General features: G+C 67.2%; 17 protein-coding genes. 10 read left to right on the top strand and 7 right to left on the bottom strand.

Annotation, left to right across the window (positions count from 1 at the left end; translation table 11 throughout):
- Nucleotides 1–6 precede the first annotated feature (6 nt).
- A complete protein-coding gene (locus tag Q0A27_RS11045; RefSeq protein WP_291475459.1) occupies nt 7–330 on the top strand; it encodes a carboxymuconolactone decarboxylase family protein in 324 nt (107 codons plus the stop codon).
- Here the strand turns inward: Q0A27_RS11045 and Q0A27_RS11040 are convergent.
- Together Q0A27_RS11040 and Q0A27_RS11035 are read right to left on the bottom strand one after the other, a co-directional pair.
- A complete protein-coding gene (locus tag Q0A27_RS11040; RefSeq protein ID WP_291475458.1) occupies nt 318–1,226 on the bottom strand; it encodes a helix-turn-helix transcriptional regulator in 909 nt (302 codons plus the stop codon). The two genes, Q0A27_RS11045 and Q0A27_RS11040, sit on opposite strands and share 13 nt — an antisense overlap.
- A 118-nt stretch (nt 1,227–1,344) precedes the next feature.
- A complete protein-coding gene (locus Q0A27_RS11035; RefSeq protein ID WP_291475456.1) occupies nt 1,345–1,479 on the bottom strand; it encodes a hypothetical protein in 135 nt (44 codons plus the stop codon).
- Between the two features lie 422 nt (nt 1,480–1,901).
- Here Q0A27_RS11035 and Q0A27_RS11030 point away from each other — a divergent pair, with 422 nt between their 5' ends.
- Complete coding sequence (locus Q0A27_RS11030) at nt 1,902–2,981, top strand: GTP-binding protein (RefSeq protein WP_291475454.1); 1,080 nt, start codon at nt 1,902–1,904, stop codon at nt 2,979–2,981.
- Nucleotides 2,982–3,071: 90 nt separating this feature from the next.
- Here Q0A27_RS11030 and Q0A27_RS11025 read toward each other — a convergent pair whose 3' ends face one another.
- The 4 genes from Q0A27_RS11025 to Q0A27_RS11010 form a co-directional block, all read right to left on the bottom strand.
- Nucleotides 3,072–4,151, bottom strand: a complete 1,080-nt coding sequence (locus Q0A27_RS11025; RefSeq protein ID WP_291475452.1) for a hypothetical protein — start codon at nt 4,149–4,151, stop codon at nt 3,072–3,074.
- A gap of 139 nt (nt 4,152–4,290) precedes the next feature.
- Nucleotides 4,291–6,129 (bottom strand): phosphoenolpyruvate carboxykinase (GTP), encoded by a 1,839-nt coding sequence (locus Q0A27_RS11020; RefSeq protein ID WP_291475450.1) that lies wholly within the window; start codon nt 6,127–6,129, stop codon nt 4,291–4,293.
- 47 nt (nt 6,130–6,176) lie between these two features.
- The gene (locus Q0A27_RS11015; RefSeq protein WP_291475449.1) at nt 6,177–6,569 is read right to left on the bottom strand and encodes a DUF6802 family protein; all 393 of its coding nucleotides are present in this window, start codon (nt 6,567–6,569) and stop codon (nt 6,177–6,179) included.
- Nucleotides 6,566–7,522 (bottom strand): hypothetical protein, encoded by a 957-nt coding sequence (locus tag Q0A27_RS11010; protein WP_291475447.1) that lies wholly within the window; start codon nt 7,520–7,522, stop codon nt 6,566–6,568. Before Q0A27_RS11010 ends, Q0A27_RS11015 begins: the two co-directional genes overlap by 4 nt.
- Nucleotides 7,523–7,626: 104 nt before the next feature.
- On the opposite strand from Q0A27_RS11010, the gene trmB reads away from it, so the two are divergent.
- The 5 genes from trmB (at nt 7,627) to Q0A27_RS10985 (ending at nt 13,161) form a co-directional block, all read left to right on the top strand.
- On the top strand, nt 7,627–8,445 hold the full coding sequence (gene trmB / locus Q0A27_RS11005; RefSeq protein ID WP_291475445.1) for a tRNA (guanosine(46)-N7)-methyltransferase TrmB: 819 nt from the start codon (nt 7,627–7,629) through the stop codon (nt 8,443–8,445).
- Nucleotides 8,445–9,110 carry an NYN domain-containing protein gene (locus tag Q0A27_RS11000; RefSeq protein WP_291475443.1) on the top strand — a complete coding sequence of 222 codons (666 nt, stop codon included), beginning with the start codon at nt 8,445–8,447 and terminating at the stop codon, nt 9,108–9,110. Before trmB ends, Q0A27_RS11000 begins: the two co-directional genes overlap by 1 nt.
- Nucleotides 9,111–9,152: 42 nt before the next feature.
- Nucleotides 9,153–11,537, top strand: a complete 2,385-nt coding sequence (locus Q0A27_RS10995; RefSeq protein WP_291475441.1) for an MMPL family transporter — start codon at nt 9,153–9,155, stop codon at nt 11,535–11,537.
- A 94-nt stretch (nt 11,538–11,631) separates the two neighbouring features.
- Nucleotides 11,632–12,726, top strand: a complete 1,095-nt coding sequence (locus Q0A27_RS10990) for a YbhN family protein (protein WP_291475513.1) — start codon at nt 11,632–11,634, stop codon at nt 12,724–12,726.
- Between the two features lie 9 nt (nt 12,727–12,735).
- Complete coding sequence (locus tag Q0A27_RS10985) at nt 12,736–13,161, top strand: DUF3054 domain-containing protein (protein ID WP_291475440.1); 426 nt, start codon at nt 12,736–12,738, stop codon at nt 13,159–13,161.
- Here Q0A27_RS10985 and Q0A27_RS10980 read toward each other — a convergent pair.
- Nucleotides 13,145–14,071, bottom strand: coding sequence for a LysR family transcriptional regulator (locus Q0A27_RS10980; RefSeq protein ID WP_291475438.1), 927 nt, complete (start codon nt 14,069–14,071; stop codon nt 13,145–13,147). The two genes, Q0A27_RS10985 and Q0A27_RS10980, sit on opposite strands and share 17 nt — an antisense overlap.
- Before the next feature lie 65 nt (nt 14,072–14,136).
- On the opposite strand from Q0A27_RS10980, the gene Q0A27_RS10975 reads away from it, so the two are divergent.
- The 3 genes from Q0A27_RS10975 (at nt 14,137) to Q0A27_RS10965 (ending at nt 17,410) form a co-directional block, all read left to right on the top strand.
- The gene (locus tag Q0A27_RS10975) at nt 14,137–15,324 is read left to right on the top strand and encodes an MFS transporter (RefSeq protein ID WP_367273323.1); all 1,188 of its coding nucleotides are present in this window, start codon (nt 14,137–14,139) and stop codon (nt 15,322–15,324) included.
- A gap of 131 nt (nt 15,325–15,455) precedes the next feature.
- Complete coding sequence (locus Q0A27_RS10970; protein WP_291475434.1) at nt 15,456–16,025, top strand: DUF6230 family protein; 570 nt, start codon at nt 15,456–15,458, stop codon at nt 16,023–16,025.
- On the top strand, nt 16,025–17,410 hold the full coding sequence (locus Q0A27_RS10965; RefSeq protein ID WP_291475432.1) for a DUF6114 domain-containing protein: 1,386 nt from the start codon (nt 16,025–16,027) through the stop codon (nt 17,408–17,410). Before Q0A27_RS10970 ends, Q0A27_RS10965 begins: the two co-directional genes overlap by 1 nt.
- Nucleotides 17,411–17,593 lie beyond the last annotated feature (183 nt).

Below are 17,593 nucleotides of genomic sequence, written 5' to 3'. Positions count from 1 at the left end.
GGAGGAATGATGGAGAAAGTGACAGCCGGCCGGGACTCCCTCGGGGAATTCGCCCCGAAGTTCGCCGAACTCAACGACGACGTCCTCTTCGGTGAGGTGTGGAGCCGCGAGGACAAGCTTCCGGCCCGCGACCGCAGCATCGTCACCGTCACCGCGCTGATGGCGTCCGGCATCATCGACAGCTCGCTCGGATTCCACATCGAGATGGCGAAGAAGAACGGCGTCACCGCAGAGGAAATGACCGAGGTCCTCACCCATGCCGCCTTCTACGTCGGGTGGCCGAAGGCATGGGCCGCGTTCCGGGCGGCGAAGGAGGCCTACGAGGGGTGAATGTCGGTAGTGGCCGCCAGTGAGGCGAGCAGTCGCAGTTTCTCCTCGGACGCTGACCCCGGTTCCGCGGAGTAGACGTAGAGTGCCAGTCCGTCATCTGCAGTGACCTGCAGTTCCTCGAAGGCGAGAGTGAGCTCACCGACCTCCGGGTGGTGGAACCGTTTCGTCCCGGCCCCGTGGATCCTCACGTCATGCGCGGCCCACAGTTCAGCGAAGTCGGCGCTCAGCGTGGACAGCTCTCCGACGAGATCCTGTAACCCACGGTGCCCGGGATTGCGTCCGACCTCGGCGTGCATCACACCGACGCACATCCGGGCCATGGTGTTCCAGTCCGGGTAGAACTCGCGGGACGCCGGGTCGAGGAACTGGAAGCGGGCGAGGTTCGCGCGACCGGACTGCGCCCCGGATGCGTCCTTCTCCCCGAGCACGGGACGGTAGAACTCCCGGCCCAGATCGTTGACCGCGACAATATCCTGCATCTCGTCGCGGACGAAGGCTACAGCCCCGGTGATGGCGTCCACCACCCGCTCCAGGGATGCCCTGACCTGGTGCGGACGGGTGGAGCGTGACCGTCCACGCGCCGAGGTCGGGACACCGTCGGCGGCACTGGCGAGGTCGTAGAGGTGCCGGTGTTCTGCCTCGCTGAGCTGCAGGGCACGGGCGAGTGCCTCCAGAACTCCGGCGGATGCCCCGGCGATCTGTCCCCGTTCCAGTTTCGCGTAGTAGTCCACACTGATCCCGGCGAGGTGCGCGACCTCACTGCGGCGAAGACCAGGCACCCTACGGTTACCGGTGGCCGGCAGACCCGCGGCGTCCGGGGTGATGCGGGCCCGGCGGGTGGTGAGGAACTCCCGTACCTCGGCCTGCGCCGCCCGCGCGTTCTTCCTGCTGTCCATGACACCCAGCGTAGGGCGTGGCACAGGCCTCCGGCAGACCCGGACAATGCCCTGTCAGTACCTGGTTGAGGCCGGATACCGCGGATAACGTCGCAGGTAGGGGAATGAACACCATGGACTACGCACACCTCGGACGCTCCGGCCTGCTGGTCAGCAGGATCGGACCGGGCACCATGAACTCCGGGGACGCCACCCCGGAAGCGGACGCCCACAGGATTCTCGACCCCGCCGTCGACCTCGGGGTGAGCTTCATCGGGTCCGCCGATGTCTACGGTGGCCCGCAGAGTCCGGACATGGCCCAGGATTACGGAACCTCGGAGGAGATCATCGCGTCCGGCAAGATCAGCTACGTCGGATCCTCGAGCTTCGCCGGGTGGGACGTGACCGACTCCCACCTGACCGGTCGCGCCCGGGTGATCGAGCAGGAGCTCATCCCCGCCCTGGAGCACTTCCGGATCGGGCTGATCCCGTGGTCGCCACTGGCGATGGGGTGTGCCCGCCGGACGCCCCGACGCCGGCAGAACTCGACCGGATCTGGCCCGGCCCGGGCACTGCCCCACAGTCCTACGCCTGGTGAGAGTGGGCCGAGGAACGTGGGAGACACCCACCCACCGTTACTGGAAATCATTATCAGTAAGGTGGGGTCGAAGCACCGTCCACCGAAAGGCCCCCTCCATGACCCCCGTCACCGTCCTGTCCGGGTTCCTCGGATCCGGCAAGACCACCCTGCTCAACCAGGTTCTCACCGACCGTGGCGGGCGTCGCATCGCGGTGATCGTCAACGACTTCTCCGAGATCAACATCGATGCCGCCCTGATCGCCGGGGAGGGACATCTCACCCGCGGGGAGGACCGCTTCGTCGAGCTGACGAACGGCTGCATCTGCTGCACCCTGCGCGAGGACCTCGTCGATTCGGTCGGTACCCTGGCCCGCTCCGGAAAGTACGACCACATCCTCATCGAGTCCACCGGCATCTCCGAACCGATGCCCGTCGCCGCAACCTTCCAATGGCAGTGGGAGGACGGCACCCGGTTGGCGGACATCGCCCCGATCGACACGATGGTCACTCTGGTGGACGCCCGCCAGTTCCTCGACCGGATCGGCAGGCACACCCGCCTTACGGACGTCGACCGCGGCGCGACCCCGGTCGACGAACGCACCGTCGCCGACCTCCTCGTCGACCAGGTCGAGTTCGCTGACCGGATCTACGTCACCAAGTCCGATCTGGTCTCCGCCGACCGGCTGGCGGCGACGATGACGTTGGTGCGACGTATGAATCCGCGTGCGGAGGTAGACATCCTGGTCAACGGGTTGTGCCACGGCGTCAGCATCATTGACCGGATCCTCGGCGCGAACCTGTTCAGTGAGGCCACCGCACGGACCTACGAGGGGTACACCGAGGAACTGGCGAACCCCCACGCCCCGGAGACCGAGGAGTACGGCATCAGTTCAGTCGTCTTCCGCAGTGACCGTCCCCTCGACCGTGGACGTCTGCTTGAAGCATTGCGTGCCACCACCGGACTGGTCCGGTCGAAAGGATACTGCTGGCTCGCCGACCAGCTGCCCCACGCCCAGATCTGGCACCAGGCCGGTCCGGATCTGTCGATCCGGCCCGCGGCGGGCTGGCAGGAAGCCGGTCTCACACCCGGCAACGAAGTCGTGCTCATCGGAGTGGGTTTCGATGCTCCCGCCCTGCTGGAAAGGCTGCACGGCGCCATGATCACCGACGCCGAAGCCCGCGACCTCGTCCGATGAACCGCTCGAGGGTGGCCCGAGCTGAATCGCCCCGTGACATGTAGCGGCACCGACAGACATCACCTGACCAGGCGTCCCGTCAGCCACCTCTCAGAACAGGGCGGACGCCAACCTCCGTCGGGCCCGTTCCGCCGCCGACGCGCCCGGCTCCAGGAGCCGGATGACGTCAAGGACACGGACACGGAGTTGCTCGCACTCCGCCGCCGGTCGCCCTGCCGCTGAGTTGGACAAGGCTCCTGACAGCAGGTCGACCGCATCAACCGGCCTGTCATCGAGGACAAGGACATCAGCGGTACGCAGCAGATCATCGAGTGTCATCGAGGCAGTCCCTGTGACGGCGTCTCCTGCGTCGAGAAGCCGCTGTGCTCCGGCGAGCGTGGTGTAGACCGCCCGATGGTCCAGTTCCTTCGTCCGTACCAGCACACCCACTGCCACCCGCGCCTGCTGCAGCACCTGTTGCGACGCCAGGTCTGGGTACTCCGCCAGCAGCGTCTCGTAGAGCGCGACCGCACCCTCCGGGTCACCACTGCCGACCAGATCCGCCGCCTGGCGCAGCCGGGGATCGGAGGTGAGCGCCACAGAATCCGCGGCATCCGGGCCGTTGCCCGGTTTCCCTCGCACATCAGCCGCCTCGGCATCATCGACCAGAGTGTCCGGCGGCAGTCCTGCCAGCCGGTGTGCGACGCGCCCCACCACCGTCGACACCCAGTCAGCGCAGTCCACGCCGTTCTCCCCCAGACCGTCCTCCGGAGTCCAGGCTGCAATACCGGTGCCGTCGGCGACGACCTCGACGGTCGGCATCGACACCGGCCGGAACGCCGCCACGAGCCGGGGGAACCGGTCAGTATCCGCCACCGCCAGGATCCACCGCAGTCCCGCGGAGGATGCCGCCCCGGTGAGTTCCCGGCGCAGTGCCGACATTTCCGGGTCTACCGGAGAGCCGAGGATGACAACCACCGGGACCTGTGCCGACCGGGCGATGACCTCGGTGGGCAGACTCAGCGGTGTGATCGCGACGACCGGCGACACCCGCTGCGGAGCTGTCAGGGGCTCCGCGTCCGGAGCAGTCGTGGCGATGTCAGCGGCGGAGGCAGCACGGAAATCGACCGCGCCAGTGACTGCGAGGTCGCGGGCGAGGTCAGGGGCGCAGGAATCATGGGAGTGGACCATCGCGTTCCACCCTACGTCGCGGCCCCGCCTCCTGACCCCGCCTCGGACGCGGAAGAATCCTCACCGGCTGAGGTACGCACGAAAGCCCGGGAGCGTACCTCAGGAGGTGAGGATTTCTGGAAGGGGGGAGAGAGAACCCTTAGACGCCGGCCTTCTCAGCGGCGACGGCCTCCTCGACGCGCCGCTTCAGTGCGTCGAACTGGTCGAGGATCTCCTGCGGGACCTTCGGGCCGAGGAAATTGAGGTACTCGGCGTTGTCCTCGATGTCGTTGGCCCACTGGGACGCCGGCGCGGTGAGCGCCTCGCGGATGTCGGCCTCCGGCTCGGTGACGCCCTCGAGGTCCAGGTCCTCGTAGCGGGCGGTGTCCCCGACGATGGTCTCATCGGCACCGACGCGACCCTCGATACGGTCGACGATCCACTTGAGGACGCGGGAGTTCTCGCCGAAACCCGGCCACAGGAAACGGCCGTCCTCGCCACGACGGAACCAGTTGACCAGGAAAACATCCGGCATCTTGTCGCCGCCCTTCCTGCCCATCTCGATCCAGTGGGCGAGGTACTCGCCGGCGTTGTAGCCGATGAAGGGCAGCATCGCCATCGGGTCGTGGCGCAGAGTACCGACGACACCCTCCTGGGCGGCGGTCTGACCGGAGGCCAGCAGCGCACCGACCATGGTGGCGTGGTTCCAGTCATGGGTCTGGGTGACCAGCGGGACGGTATCCGCACGGCGACCACCGAAGAGGATCGCGTCGACCTTGACGCCCTTCCAGTCGTTGAACTCGGGGGCGGCGGACGGGCACTGGGCGATCGGCACGCAGTAGCGCGAGTTCGGGTGGGCGGCCTTCTCGTTGGATTCCGGGGTCCAGTCGTTGCCCTTCCAGTCGATGAGGTGGGCCGGGGCGTCGCCCATGCCCTCCCACCAGACGTCACCGTCGTCGGTCAGTGCGACGTTGGTGAACAGGGTATTGCCGGCATCCATGGTCTCCATGGCGATCGGGTTGGAGCCGTAGCTGGTGCCCGGCGCGACACCGAAGAAGCCGTTCTCCGGGTTCACGGCGTAGAGGTGGCCGTCCTCGCCGAACTTCATCCACGCGATGTCGTCACCGACGACCTCGGCCTTCCAGCCCGGGATGGTCGGGGTGATCATGGCGAGGTTGGTCTTGCCGCAGGCGGACGGGAAGGCGCCGAGGATGTGGTAGGCCTTGCCCTCCGGGCTGGTCAGCTTGAGGATGAGCATGTGCTCGGCGAGCCAGCCCTCTTCCTTCGCCATGACGGACGCGATGCGCAGCGCGAAGCACTTCTTGGCCAGGATGGCGTTTCCGCCGTAGCCGGAGCCGAAGGACCAGATCTCCTTGGTGTCCGGGAACTGGGTGATGTACTTGGTGTCGTTGCACGGCCAGGCGACGTCCTCCTGACCGGGCTCCAGCGGGGCGCCGACGGAGTGGAGGCAGCGGACGAACTCACCGGTGGCGTCGATCTTGTCGAGGGCTGCCTGGCCCATGCGGGTCATGACACCCATGGACAGCACCACGTAGGCGGAGTCGGTGAGCTGGACGCCGAGCTTGGGCTGCGGGTCGTCGATGGGACCCATGCAGAACGGCACGACGTACATCGTGCGGCCCTTCATCGCACCCTTGTAGTGCTCGGTCATCTCCTCCTTCATCGCAGCCGGCGGCGCCCAGTTGTTGGTCGGGCCGGCGCCCTCCTGCTTCTCGGAGCAGATGAAGGTGCGGGACTCCACGCGGGCGACATCGGCCGGGTTGGAGCGGGCGAGGTAGCTGTTCGGCCGCTTCTCTTCGTTGAGCTTGATCAGAGTGCCGGCGTCGACGAGCTCCTGGGACAGTCGGTCGCGTTCCTCCACAGAGCCGTCAACGAACACGACCTGCGCCGGCTCGAAAAGAGCTACCGCGTCGATGATCCACTGCAGCAGTTCCTGATTCGTGGTGGGTGCCTGGCCGACGAGCCCGGGGATGGTCATGAATTCTCCTGACAAGGGTGGTGAGTTCGCGTCTTAACCACCCCAGCCTAACCCCATTCCCCCCGTTCCACACATTCCCACCCACCGGTTGTCCAGTTATCCGTGGGCCCGGTGGGGGTGACGGGGGGTTCAGCGTCCGTGTCACCGGCTTGTCCGCCGCGCTCCCAGTGCGACCAGGAGCCGTCAAAGCCCACGACAGACAGTCGGTCGACGTGTCCGTCTCCGTCGGTGTCGGAACAGACCGCCATGCCCCGGTCGTCGGTGAGGGTCACGGCGTCCTCCGCCGCGTCCTCTCCCAGATCGTGAGACGCCGGCAGCCCGTAACTCACGTCGCCGATGTCGAGGATCAGGTGCCCGTCCGTCGCCGGATCCACCGGCTCCAGACCGTCCAGCCCGTCGAGTCCGTCGAGCCCGCCCAGATCGAACCAGTCGCCGCTCATCGCTTCGCCCCTGTCGTTTCAGCCACCACGGCGTCCGCCACCGCCGGCACCCGCAGCCGGGAGACCACCTCGGTGGCCACCGCACCCCACTGCCGACGCAGCTGCGCCGCCCCCGCCGCCCGGTCACGTTCCCGGCGTGCCCCGGCGAGCATCCGCCGACGCACCAGGGCGAGTGCCGCGGCGACGACCACACCCACGAGGACGCCGACCAGCGGCCCCGCCAGTCGACCCACCGCCACGGCGGCGGCAAGGCCCGCACCGCAGGACGCCACGAGGACCAGCAGTTCCCGTTGCCGGTCACCACCGGACACCGGTGATACCCCGGCCGGGGCCGGAGACTCCGGCAGGTGCGGCCACTCCACACCGTGTTCCAGCACGGTGCAGCGCAGCCGGGCCCGGAACAGCGCGTCAAGCCGTCCCCGACCGTCCGACGTCGCGGTGTCCCCGGACGCAGGCATGTCGGTCTCCAGCAGGTCGGACGCATGACGTTCAGCGGTGAGACGGACGGCCACCCGTACCCGGTCGATGCGGTCGGCGTCTGCCCGTCGGGCGTCGGAGACCCACCGGGGTACGTCGATCCAACGGTCCATGACCACCTCGGCGAGCCGGTCGATGTTCCTCCGGTCGGCCGCGTCACCGTCCCAGGGCACGACAGTGACGCCGGGTTCGGTCGACAGTGGAGTCTGTGACGCCGGTTCTCCCCCGCTGTAGACGACACAGCCACCCATGGCGTCGCGGACCGCACGGACGATCGCTGCGTCCTTACCGTCCTCACCGTCGTTGTCTTTCCGACCCGCTGTCACGGCGATGACGCCACCGGCGGTGTCCGGTCCCGCACCGACGACGAACCGTCGGCCGGGAACCCTCTCCTGAAGGGCCGCGGCCACGGCCACCACCTCGTCACGCTCCGGCCCGATGACGGACACGACTGTCGGTACCGCTGGTGCACTCACAGAGTTCACTGGTGCCTCCCCCTTACCGGCGTCCCCGCCGGATCGTCTGATTCTGCCGGACCAGAAAGCCGGCGTTGTTTCCCCTGCGCTGCGGTTCTGCCACAATGACAGGGATGTCTATTACTGAAAATTCCCCGGAGTCCCCGCAGGAACCGGATTCCTCCCGAGCCGCCCACCGCGGTCGGCCGCTCCAGACCGAGTTTAACGACGGTCGCGATTATCCGCGACTGGGTAGTTTCAGCTTCCGTCGCGGCACCCTCACCGACAACCAGGAGAACACCTGGGACGAGAACTGGCCCCACCTCGGCCGCGTCCTCGACGAGAATCCAGTCACCGCCGACGACCAGGTCATCGACCTCGATGACTGGTTCGGCCGCACCGGCCACGACACGATCGTCGAGATCGGTTCCGGCACCGGCACCTCCACCGCGGCAATGGCCCCGCTGGAGACAGACCACAACATCGTCGCCGTGGAGATCTACCGCCCCGGGCTGGCGAAGCTGCTCGGTTCGGTCGTCCGCGGCGACATCACCAACGTCCGCATGGTCAAGGGTGACGGCGTGGAGGTCCTGCAGCGCATGTTCGCCCCCGGCAGCCTCGCCGGGGTGCGCGTGTTCTTCCCGGACCCGTGGCCCAAGGCCCGCCATCACAAGCGCCGGATAATCCAGACCGGCACGCTGCACCTCATCGCCTCGCGACTGAAGCCCGGCGGGATCCTGCACGTCGCCACCGACCACGCCGACTACGCCGCATGGATCGACGAACTGGTCAACGCCGAGGACGACCTCGAGTACCTGGGCTGGCCGGATGATCGCGACGAGACGGTCCCGGTGCTCACCGACCGGCAGATCATCACCAAGTTCGAGGGCAAGGGCCTCGACAAGGAACATGTCATCCGCGAGTACCTCTGGCGGCGACGCTGATGGGTGCCACCTTCTCCTACTCGGAGGCACCGGAGCGCCGTCCGGTCGTCCTGCTCGTGTGGGACGCCCCGAACATCGACATGGGCCTCGGTTCGCTCCTGGGATCCCGGCCGACCGCCGCCCACCGGCCCCGGTTCGACGCGGTGGGCCGTTGGCTCATCGGCCTGGCCACCGACATCGCCGAGGAGTTCCGTGGCGATGATGACGAGGCTCTCGCCCCCGAACCCGAGGCGACGGTGTTCACCAACATCGCCCCCGGCTCCGCCGACCAGGTCCGCGGCTGGGTCGACGCCCTGCGCAATGTCGGTTTCGCCGTCTTCGCCAAACCGAAGACCAGTGACGATTCCGATGTCGACCCGGACATGCTGGACCACATCCGGCGTCGCCACGCCGAGGGCGTCCTCGACGGGCTCGTCGTAGCCAGCGCCGACGGCCGCAACTTCCGCGACCTGCTCGAAGAGCTCGCCGACGAGATCCCGGTGACCGTCCTCGGTTTCCGGGAGCACGCCCACTGGGCGGTCGACAACCCCGTCCTCGAGTTCGTGGACCTGGAGGACATCGAGGGTGTCTTCCGTGAGCCGCTGCCGCGGATCAGTCTCGACACCCTGCCTGACGGCGGTGCCTGGCTCCAGCCCTTCCGTTCCCTCAGCACCCTGCTCGGCTGATCTTCTCCGGCCACTTACGGACTTTCGCGAAAGGATTCCACGATGTTCACCAGATGGGGAGACGCCGCCTACCGCTGGCGGCGGGTGGTTCCGGTCATCGTCGTCGCGGTGATCGCGCTGCTGTACCTGCTGCTCGGGACGAAGCTCGGTGACCGGATGAGTTCCGAGGGCTGGGACGACCCGCACAGTGAGTCCACCCGCGCCGCCCAGATCGAGCAGGACGTCTTCGGACGCGACGCCTCCGGCGACGTCATCCTGCTGGTCACCCGGGACAACCCGGACGTCGACCTCAGCTCGGAGGAGGTGCGCACCGACTTCACCCGCCAGCTCAACGCGATCTCCTCGTCCCACCCGGACCAGGTCCGCCAGACCCTCAGCTACTTCGACAGCCAGCAGGCCCAGCTGATCACCGACGACGGCTCCGCCGCCTTCGCCTCGGTGTCTCTGCAGGGCGTCGAGGACGAGGTCCTGAAGAACTACCGGGAGATCGAGGACGCCCTGCACTCCATCGAGGTGCCCGGGGCGACCGTGGAGGTCGCCGGTGCCACGGCTGTCTCCGGCGCCCTCGACACCGGTATGAGCGACGACATCGCCCGCGCCGAGGTCATCGGCCTGCCGGCGGTCGCCCTGCTGCTCATCCTCGTCTTCGGTTCGGTCGTCGCGGCCTGTATGCCGCTGCTCGTCGGTGTGCTGTCGATCCTCGGGTCGATGGGTGTGCTCTCCCTGCTCGCCGACATCACCATGGTCAACACCTTCGCCCAGTCGGTGGTGACGCTGCTGGGTCTGGGCCTGGCGATCGACTACGGCCTGTTCATGGTCTCCCGCTACCGGGAGGAACTAGCCGAAGGACGCGACGTCCGCACGGCGGTGCGCAACACCACCGCGTCCGCCGGAAAGACGGTGGTCTTCTCCGCCCTGATGGTGGCCGTGGCCCTGTCGAGTCTGCTGCTGTTCCCGCAGGCCTTCCTGAAGTCCGTGGCCTACGGCGCGATCTCCGCGGTCGGACTGGCCGCCCTGCTCAGCGTGATCGTGCTGCCGAGTGTCTTCGCACTGCTCGGCCAGAACATCGACAAGTGGACACTGTTCCGCCGTGGCCGGACGAAGGAGGACACGGTCAACTCCTGGTGGGGACGCGTCCCCGCGTTCGCGATGCGGCACGCCAAGGTCCTCACCGTGGGCCTGGTGGGCGTCCTGCTGCTGCTGACCATCCCACTGGGCGGGGTGAAGTTCGGCGGCATCAACGAGACCTTCCTGCCGCCGGACGACACCACCCGCGTCGCCCAGAACCACTTCGACGGGAACTTCCCCGAGCTGCGCACCGACCCGGTCAAGCTCGTCATCCGGCAGGACGACGGTGCCTCCGCGGTCGGCCAGGTGTATCAGCAGGCCAACGCGGTCGAGGGGCTCACCGGCCAGTTCCAGGTCACCCAGCCCACGAAGGACGGGGTGACGGTGCTCTCCGCCGGTATCGCCGACCGGGACGACAATGACCGCATCGTCAACGAGCTGCGCGACATCTCCGTCGACGGGGCGGAGGTGCTGGTCGCCGGCACTCCGGCGATGGAGGTCGAGTCGATCGACGCACTGTTCGACAAGCTGCCGTGGATGCTGCTGTACATCATCGTCGCGACCTTCATCCTGCTGTCTCTGGTCTTCGGTTCGGTGATCCTGCCGGCGAAGGCCGTGATCATGAATCTGCTCGGCACCGGTGCCACCCTCGGCATCCTCACCTGGATGTTCGTCGACGGCTTCGGTGCGGACCTGTTCAACTTCTCGCCGGGTCCGCTGATGAGTCCGGTGCTGGTCCTCATCGTGGCGATCATCTACGGACTGTCCACGGACTACGAGGTCTTCCTGGTCTCGAGAATGGTGGAGGCCAGAGCCCACGGGGCGACGACGAAGGAGGCGATCCGCTTCGGCACGGCGACGACCGGCGGGATCATCACCGCCGCGGCCGCGATCATGATCGTGGTCTGCGGCGCGTTCGGGTTCTCGTCGATCGTGATGATGAAGTACATCGCCTTCGGCATGATCGCTGCCCTGGTCATCGACGCCACGATCATCCGTATGCTGCTGGTGCCCGCCCTGATGGCGCTGCTGCGCGAGGACTGCTGGTGGGCTCCGGCGTGGGTCACCCGGATCTCGGAGAAGATCGGGCACAATGAGCGGCTCGAGGGGGTGGACGCCTCGACCGCCCCGGAGTTCGACGCAGCGGACAACCGGCAGTCCGCTGGCGAGGGCTCCGAGCGGAGTTTGCGTCACACTTCTGCCGTCTCCGTGGCGACGGATGCCGGAAACGGTGACGCAGACCCGGCACCCTCCGCGTCAGAGGTCCACGAGTCCGGCGCCCACGAGGACGGCCCCGTCCCCTTCGCCGAGCTCATGGCCCGGCTGGAACGCGACCGACGCAACGACAGGAAGGGCTGACCCTGTGGCCGCTGAAGAGACGCCGGATCACCTGGAGGACTCACACGGCATCATCGTCCGGGAGACCTCCAGCTGGAAGCGCCTCAGGCTGTTCATGAAGGACTTCCGTGTCCGCGCACTGTTGACACTCGCACTTCTCGTCATCATCGCCTTCGCCGCCCGCGGCCACTACCACCTCTTCTACGACGGCTGGGAGGCCATCAAGAAGGCGAACAACTGGTACGTCGTCGCCGCCTGCGTGGCGATGGCCCTGGCCATGATCGCCCAGGCCGAGGTGATGGTCGTCCTGCTCCGGTCTGCCGGCGTGAAGGTGAAGCGCACGACCGCCAACGCCCTCGGGCTCTCGGCGAACGCCTGGTCGGCGACCTTCCCCGGTGGCCCGGCGATCTCGGCGGCGATGATCTTCCGTGAACAGCTCAAATGGGGTGCCACCCCGGTCATCGCCAGCTGGTACATGGTGCTGTCCGGCGCGCTGGCCGGCGCAGGCATGGCGATCCTCGGCTTCGGCGCGATGTTCTTCCTCAGCGCCGACGTCCACCCGTACTCCATGGCCTTCACCCTGGTCATCCTGTGCCTGCTCGCCTGGGGCATGAACTGGGTCGCGAAGCATCCGCAGAAGGTCGAGTCCGGCCTGTTGCGCGTCCTGACCTGGTTCAACCGGAAGCGCAAGGCGCCGGAGGGCCGCTGGCACGACAAGATCCGTGGCTTCTCCGACCAGCTCAGCGCCGTGGAGCTTCCCCCCACGAAACTGCTGTGGTCGGTCATCCTGTCGCTGCTCAACTGGGTCACCGAGATCCTGTGCCTGCTGTTCTGCGTCCACGCGGTCGGTGCGACCCCGTCCATCGCCGGCGTGGTGCTCGCGTTCATCACCGCGAAGCTCGTCGGCCAGGCCCAGATCACCCCCGGTGGTCTGGGACCGGTGGACGCCGCCCTGGTGGGCATGCTCGTCGGTGCGGCACAGATGGGCTCGGCGAAGGCTCTGGCAGCGGTGATCGTCTTCCGCATGATCAGCTTCCTCGGCCTGGCGATCATCGGTTGGCTGGTGTTCCTCTGGAACTTCGTCCGTGACTCGGTGGATACCCAGCACTCCCCCACGCTGCGCCAGATCGCCAGCGGGACGGCGGCGCGGGGTGAGAGCGACTCCCCCGGTGCAGACGGTAAGGACACGGCCCGGCCTCCGTCGAACTAGACTGTCGGCATGTCCAACAGAGACGCCGGAAGCACCACCGAGCCCGTCGGTCCGACCTCCGCCACGGCAGGGCTCAGCACCCGCAACGCCATCATCGCCGACGTGATCGCCGTCCTGGTCTTCGCTCTCCTGGCCCGGATCGCGCACAACTCCGATGACCTGCCGCTGTCCTTCACCGGCTGGCTCGACACGACCTGGCCCTTCCTCATCGGCGTAGCCCTGGTCTGGGGCCTTCTCGTTGCGGGACGCATCCATCCGGCCCCCGGTTCCGGCTGGGTCATCGTCGGGGTCACCTGGGTTGTCGGCATGCTCTTCTGGGCGCTGCGCCATTCGGAGATCCCGCACTGGTCCTTCATGATCGTCGCCGCGGTGATGCTCATCGTGCTGCTCATCGGGTGGCGCGTCGTGATATCCCGGGTCACCGCCCGGCACTGACCCCACCGGTCACACCACCCACCACGAAATCCAGGAACGCCGCAACCGGTGGGGCCGGTGTACCGTGCGCTGACCACACGACACCGAGTTCGCGACGTCGGCCGGTGTCCAGCGGAATAACCTGCATCTCGGGCAACTGCAGGTTGGGGTCGTCCAGCGGCAGCAGGGCCACACCCAGCCCTGCCGAGACGAGTCCCGCCACCGTAGTCAGCTCCATCGACTCGAAGACCAGGGTAGGGCGGAAGCCGGCGTCCTCACTGAGCTGGTCGAGGATCATCCGGGTGCCGAAGCCCTCCAGCATCGCGATGAAGCGCTCGTCCCGCGCCTCGCCCAGGGCGATGGTGGTACGGGGTCGCCCCGCCGTGTCCACCGACAACGGATGGCCCTCCGGGACCGCCAGTCCGAGGCCCTGCTGGGCCAGTTCCTGCCACCGCACCTGACCGGCGCGGATCTGACCGACCGGCTCCGGACCGACGAGTGCGAGGTCGGACGCACCTTCCACCACGCGGTCGATGAGCTCGCGGGCCGCGCCCTGGACCAGCTCGAAGCGGACCGTGGGATGCTCCGCACGCCAGGACCGCAGCAGGTCGGGGACCATCCAGGTGCCCAGCGAGTGCATGAATGCCAGACGGACGGTGCCTCGTTCCGGGTCGACGGCCCGGCGGACCTCCTCGACACCGTCCCACCAGGTGTCGCGGGTGCGCCGCGCGGCCGCCGCAAGGATCTCGCCCCGGTGGTTGAGCACGAGGGTGCGTCCCCGCCGGTCGAAGAGGCCGGTACCGACCTCGGCCTCCAGTCCGGCGAGCCGACGGGACAGGGAGGACTGGCTCAGGCCGGTGGCCGCGGCGGTGTCCGCCATACTCTCGGTCTCCACGAGGTCGAGGAACCATCCCAGATCATCAATGCGCATAACGGGACAGTATCCTGTGTCTGTTGCATTTTGTGGAGGAAAACCCGCGGTGCACCATGGGATCCATGACTGAGACAGGACTCTCCCCCGGCGACCCCGGCTACCGGCGCGTCATGGTCGCCGCAGCGACGGCCGGCCTGGCGTCCTTCAACGCCATGTACCTCACCCAGGCACTGCTGCCCTCGATCAGCGAGAATCTGCACGTCTCCCCCACCACCGCCGCGCTGACCGTCTCGGCGACGACCGGACTGCTCGCCGTCGCCGTCGTGCCGGTGAGCATCATCTCCGAACGGGTGGGACGCCGCCGCGTCCTCCAGGTCTCCGTCCTCGCCGCCACCGTGCTCAGCCTGGTGCTCTGCCTGGCTCCCGGTATCGGATCCCTGATCGCTCTGCGTGCCCTGCAGGGCATCGCCGTGGCCGGGGTACCGGCCGTGACGATGACCTTCCTCGCCGAGGAGATCCACCCCAACCACCTGGGCCGCGTGATGGGCCTCTACATTGCCGGCACCACCCTCGGCGGCCTGCTCGGACGCCTCATCCCCTCCTGGTTCCTGGAGATCACCGACTGGCGTGGCGCGACACTTGCCGGCGCGGCCGTTGCCTTCCTGCTCGCCGTCGTGTGCGCCTGGGCCCTGCCCGCACAGCGCAACTTCACCCCGAAGAAGATCACCCTGCGTCACGAGATCAACGCTTTCCGCCGGCACTGGAGCAACCCCCGACTGGTACCGCTGTTCATCCTGCCGTTCCTTCTCATGGGAGTCTTCGTCTCGCTGTACAACTACCTCGGGTTCCGCCTCACCGACCGGTTCGGGCTCTCGGAACTGTGGGCCGGGATGGTGTTCCTGCTGTACCTCTCCGGCACCTGGTCGTCGGCACGGGCCGGGGCGCTGGCGACGAAATACGGGTCTGGACAGGTACTCACCGGGGCATCCTTCCTCTCGGTGGTCGGACTGCTCATCGCCCTGGTCCCGAACCTGTGGGTCACCGTCGTCGGCGTCCTGATCTTCACCGCGAGCTTCTTTGCCGCCCACTCCACAGCGTCCTCGCTGGTCGGGGCACGGGCAGAGGGTGACCGGGCCGAAGCGTCCTCCACCTACGTGATGAGCTACTACCTTGGGTCGTCGATCCTGGGCTGGAGTCTCGGCCATGTCTTCGACCTGGGATGGATTCCCCTGGTTCTGGCGTTGACGGGGATACAGATCCTCGCACTGATGCTCACGATCCGGGCAGGTCAGCGCACCGTCCGCCGATAGTTACGGGGAAAATATCCACATTGCGCAAGAAAAACGTTGCGGAGCGCTAGGATGATCCGGACAGGACGAGGCGGACTGACCGCCGACACCATACTGACGGACGCCGACGGGGCGTCTACGGAGGAAACACAATGGGACATATCAAGGGCAAGCGCTTCGCCGGCATTCTCGCCGTCGGACTCCTGGCCACCGGCGGCATGGGCGTCGCCGTCGCCCAAGGCGGTATCTCCGCCAACCTGGCACTGTCCAACACCATCTTCTCACAGACTGTCACCGGCCTCGACGGTGAAGGTGTCGCCATCTTCGTCGGCAACGACAAGCTCGAGGGCGGCGACGTCGCCGTCGCGAAGCTGAAATTCAACAAGGCCAAGGTCACCGACCTGTGCATGGCCGCCCCGATCAAGCTCCCGGGCCTCGGTGAGAAGAAGTTCCAGATGAAGGTCCCGGGCCAGAACTTCAGCGCCGACAATCTCGTCATCGGTGCCCCCGGCCTCAACGGTGGCATGACCCTCACCAACCCGCAGATCGGTGTGGACGCCTCCCAGCTCGACGACAGTGCCGGCGCCGGCCAGTGGGGTATCGCCGCCGACACGATCCACGCCTTCGACCAGAAGATCAAGGCCACCTCGATCGCTGCCGACGAGCTCACCGCCGCCGGTTCCCAGGTGTCCGTCGTCGATGCGGACAAGGCCGACTGCTGATGTCCGACGCCTCCACCCCCGACACCCCGACGGACGCCAACGCGCCCGTGAACGGTGCTGAGGACCCGGCGAAGGACTCCACCGGAGAGTCCCGGTCAGAGAAACTCGAGAAGGGGAACCGCCGGTTCACCCGTTGGCGTAGGCAGCGCGCTTTCGCCGCCGGTCTCCTCATGATCATCTCCGGAGCGTGGATCCTCACCCCGGCGTACCTCGCCCTCAGCGTCTCGAACATCCAGATCCAGGTCTCCACCATCGGTGGCGTCTCGACACTGGTCATCGGCATCCTGCTCATCGTCTGCGGGCTGATGACCTGGTTCCGTGGCGAAGGGCGCATCCTCACCGGCGTGGCCGCGATGATCCTCGGTATCGTCGCCCTGCCGCAGTCCAACCTCGGCGGTTTCTTCATCGGTACCCTCCTCGCCGTGATCGGTGGCGCTCTCGCTCTGGCGTGGGTCCCCCAGTCCAAGGAGGACGCGAAGGCCGAGAAGCAGTCCAAGAAGGACAAGAAGAAGGCGAAGAAACAGGCCAAGGCCGCCGGTGGTGCCGGTGCCGCTGTCGCCGCTGTCGTCGCTGCCCTGACCGTCGGTCTGGGTTCCAGCACTCCCGACGCCAACGCCCAGCTGCCGGCACTGCCGGATCTCCAGCTGCCGACGATCCCGGGCCTGCCCGGTGGTGACAACGGCACCGGCGACGAGGGCGACGGCGAGGACCAGAGCAACAACACCCCCCGCCTGCCGTCGCTGCCGGAGATCCCGACCCCGCAGCTCCCGTCTCTGGACGGCAATGACCTCCAGGACCAGATCGACGGTGGTCTGGATGCCCTCGGCGTCGAGATCCCCGGCCTGAATGTCGCTCCCCCGGAGCCCGTCCCCGGGATGGGGACTCCGACCGGCTCCCCGTTCGTCATCCAGGCGGACACCACCGCGATGACCCCGAACATGAAGATGTCCTTCGTGACCATCGACACCCTGCAGGGGCCGAAGCAGGCGATGCGGATCGACTCTGACGAGACGGTCCTGGGCAACCTGAAGGTGCAGTTCCCGAATGCAGCGGGTGGTACCGATCTGATGCAGGACACCCGGGGCGGCACGACCACCCTGTCCGGCAACTTCCACATCTTCGTCAAGAAGGTGACGATGACCCTGGAGTTGATGGGGCAGAACACCCAGATCCCGATCACCATTGACGCGGACTGGGCACCGGAACAGATCATGGCGGAGCTCTCGAAGATCGGTCTGGGTCTGCCGGATCTGCTGTCCGAGAAGACCCGCATCCTCAACGGACGCATGGACACCTACCTGGTCATGGCTGACAAGCTCGAAGCCCCGACCACAGAAATCCATGAGTGGAAGGACTCCGGTCCCTACCACGCGATCCGGGACTGATTCTTCCCTTCCCCGGCGCCGGTGAGCCCGGCATCCTCAGTCATGAGGGTGCCGGGCTTCTCCGTGTGCGAGGTCGGTATCAGTCACATGACGCTGCCTCTGTCTCAGTTGTCCCGGTTCCGCCCCAGCCCCAGCTGTCCGGAAGTAGTGCCGGGAGGTCGCTCGGAGGGCGCAGAGCCGACT

It is taken from the genome of Corynebacterium sp. (assembly GCF_022712275.1).
GTDB lineage: Bacteria > Actinomycetota > Actinomycetes > Mycobacteriales > Mycobacteriaceae > Corynebacterium.
This window is presented reverse-complemented; position numbering and strand designations above follow the sequence as displayed.